The following is a 17,284-nucleotide window of genomic DNA, read 5'->3' on the forward strand; positions in this document are numbered from 1 at the left end:
AAAAAGTGTTATTCCGGCCTTGATAAGCGGCGCGTGAGGTGACACCAGGATTACACTCTCAATATCCGCCTGAACAAGCCTACGGGCCAGCTCACGGTAGGCATCCAAAGTGGCACGGCATTTTTGCACTTCTCCGCCCCCCGATTTCGGGTACAACGATAGGTGGATGCGGGACAAAACCTATGTAAACTAAACTCATGATCAAATCCTCCTTTCCGGTAACCTCGCAACCACTAAAAAACCCCAACCCTCTTCTACACACCAAAACCAACTTACCTCCAACAAGCAATTACTCAAGTATTGAAGACACGCCAAAACAAAACAATGGACACCTATAGCAGCACGTACCGTCGTGCCAGATAACAAAAATCGAGTGATCCGCTGACTAATCCGCTCTAAGACACCCGCTTCGGCAAGCGGTGAGTTAAGAGCGGCTAAGTCCCTGGATAAGTGCGACTAAGATTCAGAGGGAGTTAAAAACTCCACCTGAATCAAGTCTGCTTTATTAACCTATGGAGAGATTTGGCTAAACAATCCTTTTTAAGTAAGCCTTGCTGTTTAAAAGCATAAAGGAAGCGGGCCAACAAAAATGTATTTTCTAAGCAAACAAGAGGCGCAATAAAACGCCTCTTGTTAAAAACAAAGTCTCTATTCTGATTTTCAGATCTTTAGTATCTAATAAGTTTCCAAAGGATTGACGGCGGTTGTATTGGCTTCGTGCTGCTAAGTTTAACCGTCTGGGTTTGTGAACCTGCACTGATTTTCAACGTCGCTACATTCTCATTTGCATTGATCGGCAACCCTGTCTTAACGTTGGTGATTGAAAGTGTCACTTTCATGCCCGGATAGCCAAAAACTTGGATGGCCTGACTTGTTTTTAAATCACTGGAAGAATTCCAAGCACTTGTCACCTGACCAAATCCTGCCGGCGGTGTTACAGGATAGAGCTTAAACTGCGAACGCACCTGGTCTAAAATTTGGACATTAGACTCTAAAGCGCTTTGTAAAGACTGAGCGGTTTTTTGGCCTAACACTGCCGCTATAATAAAATGCTTTTCTTTGCCGACGACTACGGGCGTTGCCGAGACAAAACAACCGCCGGCCGGAGTGGTTGAGCCGGTCTTAATTCCCACAACTCCATGTTTCCCCAGCATGGAGTTAACGTTGTACACCGTACCGGCTACAGGAAGCGTAGCCTGGGGCATAGCAACAATTTCCTGGAAAACGGGATCTTCCATCGCAGCCTGAGCTATTTTAATTTGATCGACCGCGCTGCTTACCGTTGTAGTACTCACACCACTGGGGTCGTCATAGTGGGTATCTTTCATACTCAGGGATTTAGCCGTTTCATTCATTTTGGTAACAAAAGCGGCTTCTGTTCCCGACACCCAGCGGGCGAGAGTCGTTGCGATATTATCCCCCGATGGCAGCATTAAGCCTTCTAAAAGCTGTCGCTCACTCAAGGTTTCTCCTTGAGCAACAGGCAAAACGGAATAACCGTTTTTGACACCATTCTGATAATCGGCTAAATCTTGGGCATTGATCGTTAAACTGGGCCCATCCTCCCCTGGTTTTAAAGGATGTTCTTTAAGTACTAAATAAGCTGTCATCATTTTTGTCAAGCTAGCAATAGGGACGGAAATTTGCTGATCACTTGCAGCGACAACCCCCAAATTTTCCGTACCCACGGCTGATTCACCCTGATCAGGGAAGCTGACAGACAATTGACCGGGCAATGTGATATCCTGAGATAGCGGTTTCACCTCTATGTCAGGATAGGAACGACTGACCTGTACGATACCAGCCACAATAATTAAAATTACTATGAGCAAAATCAGGGGACCTTTGGGCTTGGGAGATCTGGTTTTTGAAGTTTTCAACTTCGGAGAAACAGTCATGAGAAACCTCCTAGTTCTTTTTTGGAAAGATATCGAAACTAATTCTATTCTACAAGAAGTTCAATCTTACAACAATATTTATTTGCTGCCATATTTTTTCAAAAGCTTGACTGTTGAAGCATGAAAGAGGATCAATCGACATAAGATAAGGCGAGTTGCTTCCAGGAAGCAACTCGCCTTATTGTGTACTTAAGGCAAGAATTGAGCCTTTACGGCCTTTACGGCAACGTCAAACGAAGGAGTTGACCGGTTATTTTTTAATTAAAGGTGCATATATATCGTGGCTGAGCAATGATTTAGTGACATGTCCCTGAGCGTCTTTAACAATTTTCCATGTCTTAACAACGTATCCTTTTGAGCCGGCACGGCCTTTAATGGTTTTGATAATCTGCGGCTTTATCTGAACTATTTTGCCGGTTTTCTCACCATAAATTTGCAACGTTAATAGGCCTGACTGAACTTTGGCGCGAATGTAAATGGGACTGTTCGTGTTATTCTTAAATTTGAAATCTATCCTCGGATAGTATACTGTAGCATCTTGCCCTAACGGTGCATATACAATAGGCACTTGGTGAGGAACACGTTCAACAACCGGCAGATCTGCCAACAACACGGCATTATATAAGGTTGAAGAAACCTGGCATATTCCTCCACCAATAGCAGAAATATAGCGGTTCTTGCTTAAAATATAGGCGTCTTTGTATCCTTTTTTTAAAGTTCGCTCGCCGACTGTGCTATTGAAAGAAAATACGTTTCCCGGATATATTATTTTATTGTTAAGGGCTTGCGCTGCCAAGGTTAAATTTCTGGAACGGTTTTTTTCCCTAATATCAAATTTCGTGCTATATTCACCGATAACTCCGGTTGCAGCCGGGGACTTCGGCCTTTTAGCCCCTTGTTGAGCAGGTGCATTTAGGACTATGTTCCTTACTGCGGTTTGCTCGGACAAACTTTGTCCTGCTATTTTCTTGAGATCGCTCGGAATGGATAGCTGAGAAACATTAGGAAATTTTGTAACGGAGACAGCTTTAAAACCAGATAAAATTACAATAAACAAGCATATTGCCAGAATTAGTTTATGGCGGTGATATTTTAGCAATCTTTTCTTCACTCCCTCTGGATCTTTCTAAGAAACGTTAAAAGGATCAAAGGGATCGGAATCAGCAATTCCATAATCATTAAACTACATTCATATTTTTTGCAATAGCCTGTTAGATTATTGAGAAAAACCAACGTAATATTAGCATATAATGTTACATTTTACCTGCCGAGGCTTCCGGAAGCTTATTTTGGCAGGTTTACTTTCAAATTTTGTTTTTTTCCAGATATTGCATAGTATTTATTGCAGGATATTCAGATATATTGTCGAATTTTCAGCTTTATGAACTATAACAAAAAAAGCTGAATCTAGGTTACCCTAGAGCGGGGGAATTTTCCAATGGGGTGAATCACGTGATAAACGCGTAGGGCTTAAACCTTCCTGCCCGAATCCGTCAACTAACCTCGTAAGCTAAGAAAGGTGAAAACAGAATGAAATTGTCCCCAGGCCTGTCTCGGCTATCCGGAGTTATTCTTTCCGGAATGCTTTTGACAGGTAATGTTTTAGCTCCGTCAACGTCTCAGACTTTGTCTGCCAGTCCTTTATTGGCCCCGGTGTCTTTGGCCGATTATTCCGGACCGGCCAGCGTTCCCCGCTTCTTACATCAGCAGTCTCAAGCGAATGTCGGGACAAAGGTTATGGCAACAACTAAGGAAGCGGACCCGACTCCAACAAACAATAACCAAAACGAAAGCAGTTCACCAGGCAACAGCACACAACCGGTACAAATAGCTCAAGCCTCACCGTCTAAAACTCAGCCAGCAGAAAAAGTGTCTCGCGGGAGCAGCAGTTTTTCCGAGATGATTGATCATGCACTCAGTTTAGTGGGAACACCTTATGTTTTTGGGGGAACATCGCGAACGGGTTTTGACTGTTCAGGATTCACCCAATACATATACTCAGGGTCCGGTATCTCTCTGCCCCGCACCTCTTACGCGCAATATGCTTCAGGTGTTGCCGTCAGTAAAGATGAGCTTCAGCCCGGTGACTTAGTATTTTTTACGACCTATTCTAAAGGAGCTTCTCATGTGGGAATATATATTGGCGGGGGACGTTTTGTTCACGCCGATAACCCTCGTGTTGGGGTAACTATCACAAACCTCAGCAATAGCTTTTATACCAGTCATTATCTCGGCGCCCGCAGGTATGGCTAATACCCTTAGTTCTCCATCCCGTGAGCTTAAGCAAACAAACTGGAAATTCCCCAGTAGGCTGAGCTCATTAAGCATCAACATACCGGGGAATTGTTTGCTCCCGATTCCGGTCAAAACTGTTTGCTGTATCTATTCGAAACGCAGGGCGTCAATGGGGTTTAATTTTGCTGCCTTTTGCGCTGGGAATACTCCAAAAATTATTCCAATAGCAGCCGAAAAGGCAAAGGCCATGACGATAGGAGAGGTGGAAACTTGGGTGGACATACCTTCCAATTTACTCAATAGTTCTGCTCCCCCGGCCCCAAAGAGAATGCCTATAATGCCGCCCAGCATACTTATGATAACCGCCTCAATCAGAAATTGCAGCATAATCGTTTTTCGTTTGGCACCGATTGCTTTGCGAATCCCAATTTCTCTTGTACGTTCCGTCACGGATACCAACATAATGTTCATGATTCCGATTCCGCCGACTAAAAGAGAGATGGCGGCTACTCCGCTGAGCAAGAGGGTTAAGGATTGAGAAACTCCTTCCGCAGTTGACAAGATGTCCGATTGACTTGTGACTGTAAAATCATTAGCTTCACTTCCGGTCAGGCCATGCTGTTGCCTTAAAATCTGGGATGTTTCAGCACTGGCCGCAGTCATTAAATCGGAACTTTTCGCTTCAACATAAATCGTCCGGATGCTTTTAGAGCCAATAAGCCGATTTTGCGCTGAAGAGATGGGGACCAGGATTTGATCGTCGTTGTTGCTTGTTCCACTTGATCCTTTGCTTTGCAACACCCCGATAATTTCAAAAGGCACTTGGTCAATGTTGATGGTTTGTCCTACCATATTGGTATTCGGGCTGCCCGTTAAGTCTTGAACAACAGTAGTGCCGATGACAGCAACCTGGGCATTATTTTGATTTTCCTGGTCTGTGAAAAACCGTCCAATACTTGCCTGCTGATTGCGGACGTCTGCATAAGAAGGTGTTGTTCCGATGACCTGCGTACTAGTATTCTGACTCCCGAAAACGACTTGAACTTGTTTGCTGGCCGAGGGTGCTACATTAGACACATCATTAGCTCCGCTTTTAATCGCATTAACATCATCCATAGTCATATTAGTTAAACTTCCGCTTCCCCCCTTGACGCCTCCAGTGTTGGACTGTCCAGGGGACACAATGAGCAGGTTTGATCCGAGCCCTTGAATTTGTCCGGCAACGGAAGCTTTTGCTCCCTGGCCGATGGATACCATAATAATCACGGCGCCTACTCCGATAATGATGCCTAACATTGTGAGAATCGAGCGAAGTTTGTTGGATTTCAGGCCGCGCAGGGCAATCCTGATGTTCTCAAGAAAATTCATTAGCTGGCCACCTCCCTGTGCCAGTGTTCGTCCAGTTTTAGATAGCCGCCTTGAGCAATGCTTCGGTTTTTGACAGTCTCGTCCCGGTCAATGCGGCCATCTTTAAAATGGATAATTCGTTTGCTGTATTGGGCAATATCCGATTCGTGAGTAACCAGGACAATCGTTATTCCTATGGCGTTGAGCTGTTGAAAAATGCTCATGATTTCGATGCTCGACGTACTGTCCAGATTGCCTGTCGGTTCATCGGCCATAAGGATCGCGGGTTTGTTGACGAGGGAGCGGGCAATGGCAACCCGCTGCTGTTGCCCGCCTGACAGTTCATTGGGTTTATGGTCGATACGCTCGGAGAGGCCGACGGCCGCCAGGGCGTTTATAGCTTTGAGTCTTCGTTCCCCTGCGCTGATCCCGTTATAAAGCATCGGCAATTCTACGTTTTCCAAAGCGCTTGTTCGCGCTAAAAGGTTGAAGCTCTGGAAAACAAAGCCTATCTTCCGATTGCGGATTTCGGCCAAATCATCCTCGCGGGTGTGCTTGATATTTAAATTATCGAGCAAAAATTCTCCCGAGGTAGCGGTATCCAAACAACCGAGAATATTCATCATAGTCGATTTGCCTGAGCCGGAAGGTCCCATAATGGCAACAAATTCTCCATCTTCCACTGTCAGGTTAATTCCGGAAAGCGCTCTGAGCTCTATATCTCCTGTTTTATAAATTTTGACTATATCTTTAAGAATAATCATCCTATCACCTGCTTCCTAAGATTAGGACCGGCTGAATGAGCCGCCATTGCCGCCTGTAAAGCTGCCTCTGCCACCACCGGCTCCGCTGTAACCGCCGCCGTAGCTGCCGTTGCTTCCGCTAAGGGCTTTATTTAGAGAATTACCTGTCTGTGAGGTCTGAGAGTCTTTCGTCTGGGTGCTCCGAGTTCCTATGACGACTTTATCCCCTTCCTCAAGTCCTTGAACGACTTCGACGTTTTTGCCATCGTCAAGCCCTGTTTGAACCGTACGAACGACGGGAACAGATGAACCGCTTGAAAGCAAAGAAACAGTTTCTTGGGAACCGTTTGTATGAATTGCCGAACTGGGGACTGTCAGAACGTTTTGCTTTTCGGCAACAATAATTGTCACGTTAGCGCTCATTCCGGATTTCATTTCATTGTCTTGATTAGCAACATTAACTGTTACATTAAAGGTCGTTACACCGCTTTGAGAAGTACCCGTGGGACTCACTTGAGTCACACTCCCTGAAAAGGTTTGGCCTTGATAGGCATCCAAAGTAATATTAGCTGACTGACCGACACTGACCTTAGCGATATCTACCTGATTGACGGGAACAACAACTTGCATCGTATCTGAAGTGCCGATCATGGAAATAAAGGCACTGCTGCCGGAGCTGCTCCCTTGACTATTTCCTGAGCTGCCGTTTCCGGAACTTCCTGAAGGGCTTCCTCCGACTTGACCATTAACGGCCGTCACGGTTCCGTCCGCAGGCGCTTTAATTACAGCACTGTCTAAAGCTTCCTGAGCACTGCTCAAGGTTGTTTTCGCTTGATCGACCTGATTTTGAGCCAGTTGAACATCGGTGCTGCTAGGTCCGGCATTCGCTTGGCTGACCTGAGCCTCTGCTGTTTTCAAATCTGCCTGGGCCAACTGGTAGCTGATAGAGGCCTGTGATATGGCTGAGTTTAAATCCGCCGTATTATCCAGGTAATCTTGCAGCGTTGAAAGTTGGGAATTTGAGCCTTGCCCGGCTGCTTGCAGCTTTTGAATCGCCGCTTTGAGGGTAGCGGAGCTTTTATAACTTTCGAGGGTTTGCAAATTGCTCAGGGCGCTGGCTTCACTTGATTGAGCCTTAAGCACCGCACTTTGGGCATTTAAGACATTAACTTCTGAGGGAGGCGCGTAAAGCTGATTTAGCTTTAATTGGGCTTGAGTCAGAGCATTCTGGTCTTGGGTTACTTGTTGCTGAGCCTGAGTTGGGTCTAATTTTGCCAAGACCTGTCCGGATTTGACTTGATCCCCAACCTTAACATCAATCTCAGTAATTTTTCCTCCGCTGCTCGAAGACAAATCGTATTGGTTGAGCGCTTGAATTGTTCCTGTAGCGCTGACGGATTTTTCAACAGTCCCTATGCGTACGTTGCCGGTAATATAACTTGGAGTAGATGCTTTGGCATTTTGAGTGTTATAAAATATATTTCCGCCTACTAGAGCCACCGCTATTATCAAGACACCCGAAATAACATAATCAATCGGTCTTTTTTTCATAATCAGCACACTCCTGTTAATAATTAATGTTCTTATTAAAGATTCCAAAGAAGATTTTGTGTAGCAATTGAGATCTTACCATATTAAACAGAGGAATGTGTGAATAATCTATGAAGATCAAGCGATAAAACTCTAGATTTATTAACTTTCTTACCATTGATTTCTAGAAAATAAACAATTATATGTTCTAAACGTTTTATGATTTTAAATAGGATAATTTTTATTCTGTTTTAATCACTTATGAAATTCGAATCAATTTGTATAGCCTTTTTAGACTAAATAAGCCAGAGAAGGGTTGAAATAAAGCCACTAAATATTCAGTCGTCGCTGATCCGGGTTCGGGCACTAAAGTTCATGGTTTGAAAAGAATTGTGTTATAAACCTAAACCGCTTAATTAAAAGGCCTTAAAGAATTGTTAATAATTTTCCCATAGCTTTTAAATAATTTCCAGACAGCATGTTCAGTTTTCTTTTGTATAATAGATTTTGTCATATCCCTAAGTTTCCTAATAAATCATAAAGGAGTTGTTCTATGACAAAGCGACTGGTTATCCTATTTATTCTTGCGAACTTTTTCATTTTAGGATTAGTTCAGACAGCTCAAGCATCTCAAGGATATACCCTATTGAAAATGGGTTCAACCGGTTCCAGTGTCGTACAATTGCAAACCGAGCTGAATTATCTAGGGTATAATGTCGGAGCGGCTGATGGCATCTTCGGAGTAAAAACCGAAGCAGGAGTTGTTGCTTTTCAAAAAGCAAACTCTTTAAGCGCGGACGGTATCGTTGGCACAAACACAAGCAACGCTTTAAACAGCACTTATACGGAGAAACAGTATACTGCTAAAGCGAGCGCCATCATTGCTACTGCCGAAAAATACATTGGAGCTCCTTATCAATGGGGTGGTGAATCTCCCACCACCGGTTTTGACTGTTCCGGCTTTGTTCAATATGTTTTTGCTCAAAATGGGATTACTTTACCCAGGGTTTCCAGTGAGCAGTATACTACCGGAACATCTGTGAATTTCAATAATTTGCAGCCCGGCGACTTGATCTTCTTCTCCACAGACCAGAGTGGAACAGTAGATCATGTTGGTATTTACATTGGAAACAACCAGTTCATCAATGCCTCCAGTTCCAAGGGAGTGACAATCTACCCCATCGGCCCTTACTGGCAATCGCTATATTTAGGAGCTAAAAGCGTATTTTAGCACTTTGAGACCCTCTGGTGGCCCTTTTAATGGCAATGTTATAAGTAAAACAAGAGCAACAGCTTTCTTCTCAGCTGTTGCTCTTTAACTTCTGTTGCTTCATTTTAGGGTCTTATTGGCAAGAAGGCAACCTTTAATTCGTAGTATGTATCTCGTCAATAAGTTCTTTTAGGGATTTGTCAAAACTCTCTATTTCCTCTCTCAATTCGTCTAAACCTTTACCTGTTCTTATTTTACCTAAATCCAAGTACCCTTTAATTACTGTTAAATTATCAATTAAATCCCCACATAATTTTTCTATCTTTTCGTTCATTTTTTCTTCCTTTCCCTTAAAATAGAATAGTATCGAAAAGTAATAAATTACATGAATGTATTCCCTAATTTCTTCCTTTTCCCTAAATATTTGGGGCATTATTACTTTTTATTCTAAAATTCCGGTTCTCTAACCATAGTCTGCGAAATATAAAAAACCCTATGTCACTTATCGTCTGTAGACGCAATAACTACAAAGATTCTATCATTCGAATAAGTGCGATGTCAATGAGGTGGCAGTAAATTAAGTGACAGATAATATTCGAATTCTTTTCGGAAGGCATGTTCGAAAGTTGAGACAAGAAAACGGTATCTCCCAGGAAGAGCTTGCATTCAGCAGTAACTTACACAGAACATATATTTCAGATATTGAGCGGGGAGTAAGAAACGTTTCTCTAGACAATATTTATAAGATCGCACTAGCTTTAGATGTTTCTCCAAAGGATCTTTTTGATTTCTAATCTATCGAGTCAGCTCATGTTTTGTTAGTTTCATCGCGATGGCATCAACCAGATAGAATCAAGTACCCTTTTTACAATCCCTGTTCCAAAAAGAAGCGGGCCATTTCATAGACCGGCTTCCTTTTGGAAAATTTTCTCTTAATCCATAAGTTTGTCAGGAAAAATAGCTTTCCTTTTCTTTCTCGGCCGAGTCGGTATCTTATATTGATGTATTGTGTTGGATGATTCCACTGATGGTCAGACTTTAAGTTCAGAATAAAAAGCATATGGATTAGAAACACTTAATCATAAAACAGATATCGAGACAAAACAATGTCGTACATTAGCCTTTTGCTACGCTTATGCCTGCTGTTAGAGTTTGCAGATAATATGGTTATTGGATATGATCTATGAAGGTATGAAGGAGTGAACTATATGAATTACGAAAAAATGTGGAATGAATTATTAAAAAAGGTAAAGTTCGAGTGTGAAAAGGTCAATGGAATCAATGGATCAACAAAAGAGGACCACATCAAATTTAATGCTTTATATTCAATTCTTAAAATGATGGAAGATTTAGAAGGCAAAATTTAAACTGACATGGTTAACGCTAGTTGATTAATTCGGCTGGCTTGGCAAGAGTCGAAGTTTATAGATACTGCTTTGCGTATAAATCTCCAAATGATCCAGGTTTTTTATGATATTTGTAATTTTGCTCAGGCTGGTAACATTGCATATTCCATCTTCATAAAATAAAAGTTTTCCTTTGGCCCCGATTTCAATGTCGCGAAGCCACACTTTTCTGCCCCATCTGTGCAGGGATGCAGGCACTTCAGGTAAAATGACATCGTATACTCCTTCAATAATCGCCATATCTTCGTTCATTTTACCCTTCCTCCCGTTAGGTTGTTATAGCCTGGCAGAGCTTCACACCATCAAATTTGTATCATTTCAATTCTATTCTACAATTCCTGCCAATTGACCTTCTTTTTTCTGTTAACATCCATTTATTTCTTTGTCCATATTAGGTTTTTTATAATGTGGTCACCAAAAACTTCAGCGAATTTTATTTGCCAGGTCTTAAATCAAAGGTACCCTGGCAAATTTTCTGTGCCTGAGAAATTTTGCCTTGATAAACATTACCAGGAGTTAAGAATAAGTATCTGGATAAAATAATTTCAGAATCCATTACTTACTTAAAAGGAGGCACATAATTTATGGCAGGAGAACGAAGTACGAATACACCGGCAGCTCAAGGGGCTTGGCAACAATTGGATCAATTCAAATATGAGGTCGCCAATGAAATGGGAGTTCAACTTGGCGGTGACCGCACGAGTCGCGAAAATGGCTCAGTAGGCGGACAAATGACCAAACGGATGATTCAATTTGCGGAAGAACATCTTAAAAGCGGCAGCAAAATCTAATTATTTCAACTAAGACTTACCGGATCGCATTGAGATATTCCAATACAATGCGGTCTGGCAACATTGATTTAAATTAGTATATTTTCTTGTAGAAAAGGCTTCTTTGTCAGTACGACTTAGGAAGCCTTTTCACTTATCGGAAAGTAAACAATACGCCTTCCTTTTACTCCCCTTTCCTTTGTATCAGACGAAATGACCAGGAATATTATGTAATATATTGGAAGGGAAGGATGTTGGAAGATGTTAATATTCGGCTGCGGTGTTGCAATTGTAGTTGTTGCTATTCTTATGCTTATTGCTATGGGCATCGTTTTCTAAATCTTGAATAATAGAGCTCATATCGTTCCATAGGACCAGGCCAAAGCGCCCGGTCCTATTTAATGTAATTTTCCAGCTTGGACTCAAGGGACTCAAGAAGGAGCCTGATCTGTAAAAATTCGAATTTAACCTGCTGCAAGTTTTTCTTTTCTTCAGCTTCAATTCGGTGCAGGTGACTTTGAATATCGTCAATTTCCAATTCTGCTTTATAATTGATAGCAAAATCGATAACCGACTCATGTTTATCACGGGCGGTTTGGCGGTTTTGACTCATCATAATCACAGGGGCTTGAAATGCGGCGATAAAGGACAAACATAAGTTCAAAAGAATAAATGGCGGTTCGTCAAAATGAAAAGCTTTAGTTAACACGAGAGCATTCCAAATTGTCCAGACAATTAAAAATGCGCCGAAACAAAAAATAAACTTCCAGCTCCCTCCGAACTGGGCGATACGATCGGCAAGGCGGTCGGGATAGGTTGTCTTGCTGGAATATTCCTCCTCAAGGCGACTTAAAATAATCTTTTCGTAATCATCAACTAAACGGTCAATTCGCTGGACGTCTTTTTTATGAAGTTCAATATCAAAACCTTCGAAGATAGATGCATCCTCAAAGTCATTTGAAGGGATTTCCCTACTAGTTTCTCTCATCTTTGAACTCCTTGAAACTTTTATTAGGTATAATTATGCCCCCTGGATTTTCAATGAATTCCTGAACGAACCTGCGCTTTGAAAATTCTTAGCCTTAGTTGCCTTTTGGGGCCTTAATTTAACTAGAGTTAGGGAAAAAATGCTCATAAAAAAAACCAGAACATCAAAATGTCCTGGTCAGTGTCTTGGTCAAAATCAAGTTAAAGCTAATCAACTTTTAGGAACACATAGTTAAATGAATCGGAGGAGGAATTGCCCAAACTAACAGGATAGCTGTAGTCATTGGGATTGATAGTATTACTTGAATTTCCGGCTATACGGGTAATACCCAAATTGAAAATTTCCAAGCGTCTTCCGCTTAAAGCGAAATTATCTTCTTCAGCCCAATTGGAATTTTCGAGTTTAATCAGCGTAGGATTCGGGAAAGAATATTTATCGTTATAGACTGTAGTATAGCCGGTAAGTATTTGGGTTTCTACTAGAGTACCGTCATCTTTAAATTCCAAGGTGTACTTGCCATCTGAAGTTTTCCATGTGCCTAAGATATCTTGCTGTACTTGATCAACAGTTGCGGGCAGAATGGTATTTGCATCCACAACCGTAACCGTGGCGGTTGCTTTGACGGTCGTTGATTCGAGGATGGTGCCAAGGACAAGAAAGGCGCCCTTTACGTTATACTGATTTGAGGTAACGGTTGCCCAAGTGACATTAACCGTCTGGGTCGTGCCGTCACTCATCGTGGCAGTTAAGGTAGAAGGCAGCACTGGAGCGTTCCCTGCCGTTGTTGTCACATTGACGGAGCTTAAGTGGCTTACGGTAATCGGCTGACTCAAGTTTTGTAACAGATCGTCAGAAACAACAGCGGGTCCTCCAAAAACGTAAACATTAGGAGCCGAGTTGTTCATTGGGATGGCATTTGCTATTCGTTGCTGATAGTAAATTTTTGTATCACTGGGTGAATCGTTATTTACCAAAACGATAGGAGCGGATAGTTTCGTAGCCAGGGTACTGCCGCTTAAAGCATCGGGAAATTGCTCTCCCGAAGCTAAGGTTGTAGTGTTGGGATTAAAAACAGTGGCAAATTCCTTGTTGACCGCAATATTGGTGCCGTAGCTGTCGGCTCCTGAAATTCTTTCCACATTGGGAAATTGACCGGCAACCGTATCGTCTATTTCCTCCGTTGAACCAATGACATAGGACGTGACGATATTTTTGCAGTCAGACAGATAATCCTTAACTGATTCGGGCATATCACTCTTAGACACTAAAATTATCGGATCTTTTTTTATTGAGGCAATCGGCGAGATGGAAAGGGCATCTGAAAAATCATCCGCAGTGCAAACAAAGATTACCAAGGGAGTCGAAGTGACTTGTTTAGCGACGGCAATTGAAGTTTCGTATTTATCGTTTCCGAATACTCTGGTTGTGGTGATCCCCATGGCTTGTAATTCCGCATCGACTGACGCTGAAATAACTCCCGTGCCGCCCACAATTGTGACATTTTTAGTCTTCAAATCAATCAAGGTTTGTTTAGTAACCGGCGTAAGCGACGCACTCTCAGTCAGTAATATGGGCGCATCATATTTTTTGGCTAAAGGTGCCGCAGCCAGGCTGTCGGTATAACCACCCCCAAAGGCTAAAATACAGTTTGCGGAGCCATTCGGCCAACCTCGTTCGGCAATCGCCGCTGATGTTTCGTAGCGATCTTGACCTGAAATTCTGTTAATTGTAGGAGAAATGGTCGTCGTACTAGTTGCGGCTAGCGCTGGCAGCGCCGAAGAGGCTGTGAATATTAGGGCGAGAAACATAGACGCTAATTTTTTCTTCATTAGAAACATTTCCCCTCTTTCAAGTTTTCTTAGATAAACTATACCACCACCCACCCTTGAGAACAAGAAAACAGAGGACAAAGAAATAATTGGATAAAGAAGACTTGATTCAGGTGGAGTTTTACTCCATCTGAATCTTAGTCGCACTTATCCAGGGACTTAGCCGCTCTTAACTCACCGCTTGCCAAAGCGGGAGTTTTAGAGCGGATTAGTCAGCGGATAATTTCCTCTGAACACTATGAATTGATAGTTTGCAACAGCCTGTGCAGCTTCTCTATTCCGTCAATTAGTCTTGGACCGGGTCTGCATATGGTGGCACAGGAAATAGGGTAAAGGTTGTTCTTGCGCACCGCTGTAATTCCTCTCCATTCTTCAGTTACGATATCATCCACAGTTCTTTGGCAAACGGGGTTCTTAGCGCTGCAGCCTTTACATCTTAAGGGTTTGGGCTGCTCTTTTTCTACGCCGCAAAACAGAATCACCTCCGGGTCAAATTCTTTGATTTGATCCCACGTGACCTTAACATAAGGAGCATCGGACTGAAAATCCATTAAGTGAGCTCCGGCAATCTTTAAAGCATCGTATTGAAAGGACTTTGGGCCCGGAGTAAAAAAGGGATCGGTATTCATTAAGCGAAAGACCCTTGGCCGGCGAAGAGCGGATTTTGATCTGAGTTTGGCCACTCTCTCTTTCAATTGACCTACGATTGGTTGTACGGTAATTTCCCTTTGCGTAATTTCTCCTAAGTTATTCATCAAAGCAAAAACATCTTCGATATTGACAGGGGTGGCAGCAAGAATGGAAATTTTATTATTTTGCAGCTCCTCTATAAGCCTGTTGTGCAGAGCCGGATCCGCCAGAACAATATCTGGCTGAAGAGCAAGAATTTTCGATAGCTGAGGATGAGCAAATGTACCGACTTTGTCTTTAAAGCTGGCTTTCTCCGGATAATTGCAATGTTCCGTTACCCCGCTCACAAGTTCTTCCAGGCCTAAAAAATATAAAATCTCGGTTGCTGAAGGAACTAAAGAAATAATTCTGGAAACCGCTTTTGGACGAACATCATGAATTGACACTAGCCAACCCCTCCCCAAAACTAAATGTCTGTCATAGCATTGTCGTCTATAATTCCATTTAAACCTACAAATTCCTCTATTTGAGTCCGCTCAGCTAAAAGAGAATTTAAGAGCCGCAGGGTGAATCACCGCCTGACCGTTTAACCTTCAAAAGAAAAACGGCCGGATCGTCATCAACGTCCGGGCCGCTTTTGCTGCTTACTTCTACTGCTTAGTTTCCCAACTTAAACAGCAAACTTCCAGATTTCTGGATTGCCTTACAGGCCGCAAGGCTATGGCAAGAAATTATTATTTCTCTGTTTGAATGGCCACCAAACTTGATCCGCCGTATTTTTCCCTTAAGCGCGGCTTTTCAATTTTGCCGGTAGGATTGCGGGGAACTATGTCAAAAATGATTTTGCGCGGTCGTTTGTAACGCGGCATGGGGGCGCAGAATGCTTGGATCTCTTCTTCGGTACATAAACAATCCGGCTTTAGTTCTATGATTGCGGCGGCAATCTCACCCAGGCGCTCATGCGGTAAACCAATGACCGCGACATCTTTTATCGCCTTATGAGCGCGGATAAAATCCTCAATCTGCACCGGATATAAATTCTCTCCCCCACTGATAATCACATCTTTTTTGCGGTCAACCAGATAAATAAAGCCGTCTTTGTCCATCCGGGCCATATCTCCGGTAAACAGCCAACCGTTTTTGATTGCGGCTGCCGTCGCTTCAGGATCTTTGTAGTAGCATTTCATGACACCCGGTCCTTTGACAACTAATTCCCCAACTTGTCCAAGGGGAATAGCGCCTCCATTTTCGTCAGTAATTTTAACATCCCAGTTGTGACCCGGTATGCCGATAGCGCCGACTTTATGAATATTCCCGGTGCCCAGGTGGACACATCCCGGGCCAATTGATTCGCTTAAACCGTAATTTGTATCATATAGATGATTGGGAAATTGTTTTTTCCAACGGCGGATCAAACTGGGCGGTACCGGCTGCGCGCCAATATGCATCAGCCTCCACTGAGTAAGTTCATAATCTTCCAGCCTTACATCCCCCCGCTCTATAGCATCCAGAATATCCTGAGCCCAGGGAACCAAAAGCCAGACAATCGTAATTTTTTCTTCGGAAACGGTTTTAAGTATCCATTCAGGCTTAACCCCACGCAAGAGCACTGCTTTACTCCCGGACAGCAAACTGCCGAACCAGTGCATTTTGGCACCGGTATGATACAGCGGCGGAATACATAAAAAATTATCTTCCCGCGTTTGACTGTGGTGTTCAGCTTCCGTATAGCATGCCGACATCAGGCTCTGGTGCGTATGCAGGATCGCTTTGGGAAACCCCGTAGTTCCCGAGGAAAAATACACTGCCGCATCATCTTCATCGCTAAGTTTAATATTGGGGGCATCAGAGGAACAATTGGCTGTCAGGCGGTCATAATTTTCCGCAAAGGAAGGGCGATCCTCTCCCGCAAAGAAAAGCGTTTTTACCTTAGGTATTTGATCACAAATTGTTTCCACCCGGCCAATAAATTCAGGTCCGAAAATCAAGGCGACGGTGTCCGATAAACCTAAACAATATTTTATTTCTTCAGCCGTATAGCGAAAGTTCAAGGGAACGGCAATAGCGCCGGCCTTTAAGATACCAAAGTAAATCGGCAGCCATTCCAAACAATTCATTAAAAGAATAGCCACCTTATCCCCTTTTTTTATTCCTCTCTTTAAAAGCAGATTGGCCAGGCGATTTGCTTTTTCGTCAAATACGCCCCAAGTCATTTCCCGCCGATATTCCCCCGCCGGGTTGTTCTCAATCAGTTCATACTCACGCCAGGTGACATTATGACTTTCCTGAAGATCCAGGTTAATCTCAGTCAAACATAGCTCCTGTCCATAAATTTTGGCATTGCGCGCTAAAAATTCCGTGATGGGCATTCTCTCTTTCCTCCCGTTCTTCCAAACAACAAGATCATTAAAATGATACGTAAAATAAACCGTATGAGCCCGTACTTCTTAAACAATACAAACTAAATTATAAAGCTCTGTCCCCCGTTAAGCAATAGACTCTTATATCCTCAGATACAGCTCAAACCATAAAGTTCTTTTGGAATGGATGTTGAAGCAAATTGTTTATCTCAAAAATTAAGAGCAGCCAAAACAGCAAGCACACACAATAACGCAGTGCTTGGCAGCAAAAGGCAAACTCAAACTAAGATTTTTTATAGGAAGTCATCACGAAAATGACCCTCATTAGCGCAGTGGCT

16 protein-coding genes, 1 pseudogene and 1 riboswitch are annotated in these 17,284 nt (G+C 42.9%); of the genes and pseudogenes, 5 read left to right on the forward strand and 12 right to left on the reverse strand.

The annotated features are described in order from the left end of the window. The 3 genes and pseudogenes from REC12_RS07250 to REC12_RS07260 all read right to left on the reverse strand — a co-directional run. A pseudogene (locus REC12_RS07250) lies at nucleotides 1-199 on the reverse strand (DODA-type extradiol aromatic ring-opening family dioxygenase); the annotation flags it as partial. Nucleotides 200-668: 469 nt separating this feature from the next. After that, nucleotides 669-1,898, reverse strand: a complete 1,230-nt coding sequence (locus tag REC12_RS07255; protein WP_308893224.1) for a D-alanyl-D-alanine carboxypeptidase family protein — start codon at nucleotides 1,896-1,898, stop codon at nucleotides 669-671. A 250-nt stretch (nucleotides 1,899-2,148) separates the two neighbouring features. Beyond that, complete coding sequence (locus REC12_RS07260) at nucleotides 2,149-2,847, reverse strand: VanW family protein (RefSeq protein WP_308893226.1); 699 nt, start codon at nucleotides 2,845-2,847, stop codon at nucleotides 2,149-2,151. A gap of 440 nt (nucleotides 2,848-3,287) precedes the next feature. Continuing rightward, nucleotides 3,288-3,425, forward strand: a riboswitch (cyclic di-AMP (ydaO/yuaA leader). A 3-nt stretch (nucleotides 3,426-3,428) separates the two neighbouring features. On the opposite strand from REC12_RS07260, the gene REC12_RS07265 reads away from it, so the two are divergent. Next, complete coding sequence (locus REC12_RS07265) at nucleotides 3,429-4,151, forward strand: C40 family peptidase (protein WP_308893227.1); 723 nt, start codon at nucleotides 3,429-3,431, stop codon at nucleotides 4,149-4,151. 129 nt (nucleotides 4,152-4,280) lie between these two features. On the opposite strand, the gene REC12_RS07270 is transcribed toward REC12_RS07265, so the two are convergent. Genes REC12_RS07270 through REC12_RS07280 form a run of 3 tightly spaced genes read right to left on the reverse strand, consistent with a single transcriptional unit; the run spans nucleotide 4,281 to nucleotide 7,774 of the window. After that, nucleotides 4,281-5,501, reverse strand: a complete 1,221-nt coding sequence (locus REC12_RS07270) for an ABC transporter permease (protein WP_308893228.1) — start codon at nucleotides 5,499-5,501, stop codon at nucleotides 4,281-4,283. After that, complete coding sequence (locus REC12_RS07275) at nucleotides 5,501-6,244, reverse strand: ABC transporter ATP-binding protein (protein WP_308893229.1); 744 nt, start codon at nucleotides 6,242-6,244, stop codon at nucleotides 5,501-5,503. The genes REC12_RS07270 and REC12_RS07275 overlap by 1 nt, the downstream gene beginning before the upstream one ends. 21 nt (nucleotides 6,245-6,265) lie before the next feature. Next, a complete protein-coding gene (locus REC12_RS07280) occupies nucleotides 6,266-7,774 on the reverse strand; it encodes an efflux RND transporter periplasmic adaptor subunit (protein WP_308893230.1) in 1,509 nt (502 codons plus the stop codon). Nucleotides 7,775-8,306: 532 nt separating this feature from the next. Here REC12_RS07280 and REC12_RS07285 point away from each other — a divergent pair. Further along, a complete protein-coding gene (locus REC12_RS07285; protein ID WP_308893231.1) occupies nucleotides 8,307-8,984 on the forward strand; it encodes a C40 family peptidase in 678 nt (225 codons plus the stop codon). A gap of 133 nt (nucleotides 8,985-9,117) precedes the next feature. Here the strand turns inward: REC12_RS07285 and REC12_RS07290 are convergent, their stop codons facing one another. Next, nucleotides 9,118-9,396: a hypothetical protein gene (locus REC12_RS07290; RefSeq protein ID WP_308893232.1), complete on the reverse strand. Its 279-nt coding sequence runs from the start codon at nucleotides 9,394-9,396 to the stop codon at nucleotides 9,118-9,120. A gap of 148 nt (nucleotides 9,397-9,544) precedes the next feature. Here REC12_RS07290 and REC12_RS07295 point away from each other — a divergent pair, with 148 nt between their 5' ends. After that, entirely contained in the window at nucleotides 9,545-9,757 is a 213-nt protein-coding gene (locus REC12_RS07295; RefSeq protein WP_308893233.1) for a helix-turn-helix domain-containing protein, read from the forward strand. Between the two features lie 414 nt (nucleotides 9,758-10,171). Then, nucleotides 10,172-10,330 (forward strand): hypothetical protein, encoded by a 159-nt coding sequence (locus tag REC12_RS07300; RefSeq protein ID WP_308893234.1) that lies wholly within the window; start codon nucleotides 10,172-10,174, stop codon nucleotides 10,328-10,330. 24 nt (nucleotides 10,331-10,354) lie between these two features. Here the strand turns inward: REC12_RS07300 and REC12_RS07305 are convergent, their stop codons facing one another. After that, complete coding sequence (locus REC12_RS07305; RefSeq protein ID WP_308893235.1) at nucleotides 10,355-10,621, reverse strand: hypothetical protein; 267 nt, start codon at nucleotides 10,619-10,621, stop codon at nucleotides 10,355-10,357. Nucleotides 10,622-10,953: 332 nt separating this feature from the next. Here REC12_RS07305 and REC12_RS07310 point away from each other — a divergent pair, with 332 nt between their 5' ends. After that, a complete protein-coding gene (locus tag REC12_RS07310; RefSeq protein ID WP_308893236.1) occupies nucleotides 10,954-11,160 on the forward strand; it encodes an alpha/beta-type small acid-soluble spore protein in 207 nt (68 codons plus the stop codon). 373 nt (nucleotides 11,161-11,533) lie between these two features. Here the strand turns inward: REC12_RS07310 and REC12_RS07315 are convergent, their stop codons facing one another. From REC12_RS07315 to REC12_RS07330, 4 genes are all read right to left on the reverse strand, one after another. After that, the gene (locus REC12_RS07315; protein WP_308893237.1) at nucleotides 11,534-12,127 is read right to left on the reverse strand and encodes a DUF1003 domain-containing protein; all 594 of its coding nucleotides are present in this window, start codon (nucleotides 12,125-12,127) and stop codon (nucleotides 11,534-11,536) included. A gap of 206 nt (nucleotides 12,128-12,333) precedes the next feature. Then, nucleotides 12,334-13,956, reverse strand: a complete 1,623-nt coding sequence (locus REC12_RS07320) for a cell wall-binding repeat-containing protein (RefSeq protein ID WP_308893238.1) — start codon at nucleotides 13,954-13,956, stop codon at nucleotides 12,334-12,336. Nucleotides 13,957-14,192: 236 nt separating this feature from the next. Further along, nucleotides 14,193-15,032 (reverse strand): ABC transporter substrate-binding protein, encoded by an 840-nt coding sequence (locus REC12_RS07325; RefSeq protein ID WP_308893240.1) that lies wholly within the window; start codon nucleotides 15,030-15,032, stop codon nucleotides 14,193-14,195. Nucleotides 15,033-15,320: 288 nt separating this feature from the next. Continuing rightward, entirely contained in the window at nucleotides 15,321-16,955 is a 1,635-nt protein-coding gene (locus tag REC12_RS07330; RefSeq protein ID WP_308893241.1) for a class I adenylate-forming enzyme family protein, read from the reverse strand. Nucleotides 16,956-17,284: the final 329 nt, after the last annotated feature.

The organism is Candidatus Desulfosporosinus nitrosoreducens (genome assembly GCF_030954495.1).
GTDB lineage: Bacteria > Bacillota > Desulfitobacteriia > Desulfitobacteriales > Desulfitobacteriaceae > Desulfosporosinus > Desulfosporosinus nitrosoreducens.

Coding starts and splice junctions, on each gene's coding strand:
- REC12_RS07265 (WP_308893227.1), top strand. CDS start 3,429: ATGAAATTGTCCCCAGGCCTGTCTCGGCTATCCGGAGTTATTCTTTCC.
- REC12_RS07315 (WP_308893237.1), bottom strand. CDS start 12,127: ATGAGAGAAACTAGTAGGGAAATCCCTTCAAATGACTTTGAGGATGCA.
- REC12_RS07280 (WP_308893230.1), bottom strand. CDS start 7,774: ATGAAAAAAAGACCGATTGATTATGTTATTTCGGGTGTCTTGATAATA.
- REC12_RS07285 (WP_308893231.1), top strand. CDS start 8,307: ATGACAAAGCGACTGGTTATCCTATTTATTCTTGCGAACTTTTTCATT.
- REC12_RS07275 (WP_308893229.1), bottom strand. CDS start 6,244: ATGATTATTCTTAAAGATATAGTCAAAATTTATAAAACAGGAGATATA.
- REC12_RS07320 (WP_308893238.1), bottom strand. CDS start 13,956: ATGAAGAAAAAATTAGCGTCTATGTTTCTCGCCCTAATATTCACAGCC.
- REC12_RS07310 (WP_308893236.1), top strand. CDS start 10,954: ATGGCAGGAGAACGAAGTACGAATACACCGGCAGCTCAAGGGGCTTGG.
- REC12_RS07290 (WP_308893232.1), bottom strand. CDS start 9,396: ATGCCCCAAATATTTAGGGAAAAGGAAGAAATTAGGGAATACATTCAT.
- REC12_RS07270 (WP_308893228.1), bottom strand. CDS start 5,501: ATGAATTTTCTTGAGAACATCAGGATTGCCCTGCGCGGCCTGAAATCC.
- REC12_RS07300 (WP_308893234.1), top strand. CDS start 10,172: ATGAATTACGAAAAAATGTGGAATGAATTATTAAAAAAGGTAAAGTTC.
- REC12_RS07255 (WP_308893224.1), bottom strand. CDS start 1,898: ATGACTGTTTCTCCGAAGTTGAAAACTTCAAAAACCAGATCTCCCAAG.
- REC12_RS07330 (WP_308893241.1), bottom strand. CDS start 16,955: ATGCCCATCACGGAATTTTTAGCGCGCAATGCCAAAATTTATGGACAG.
- REC12_RS07305 (WP_308893235.1), bottom strand. CDS start 10,621: ATGAACGAAGATATGGCGATTATTGAAGGAGTATACGATGTCATTTTA.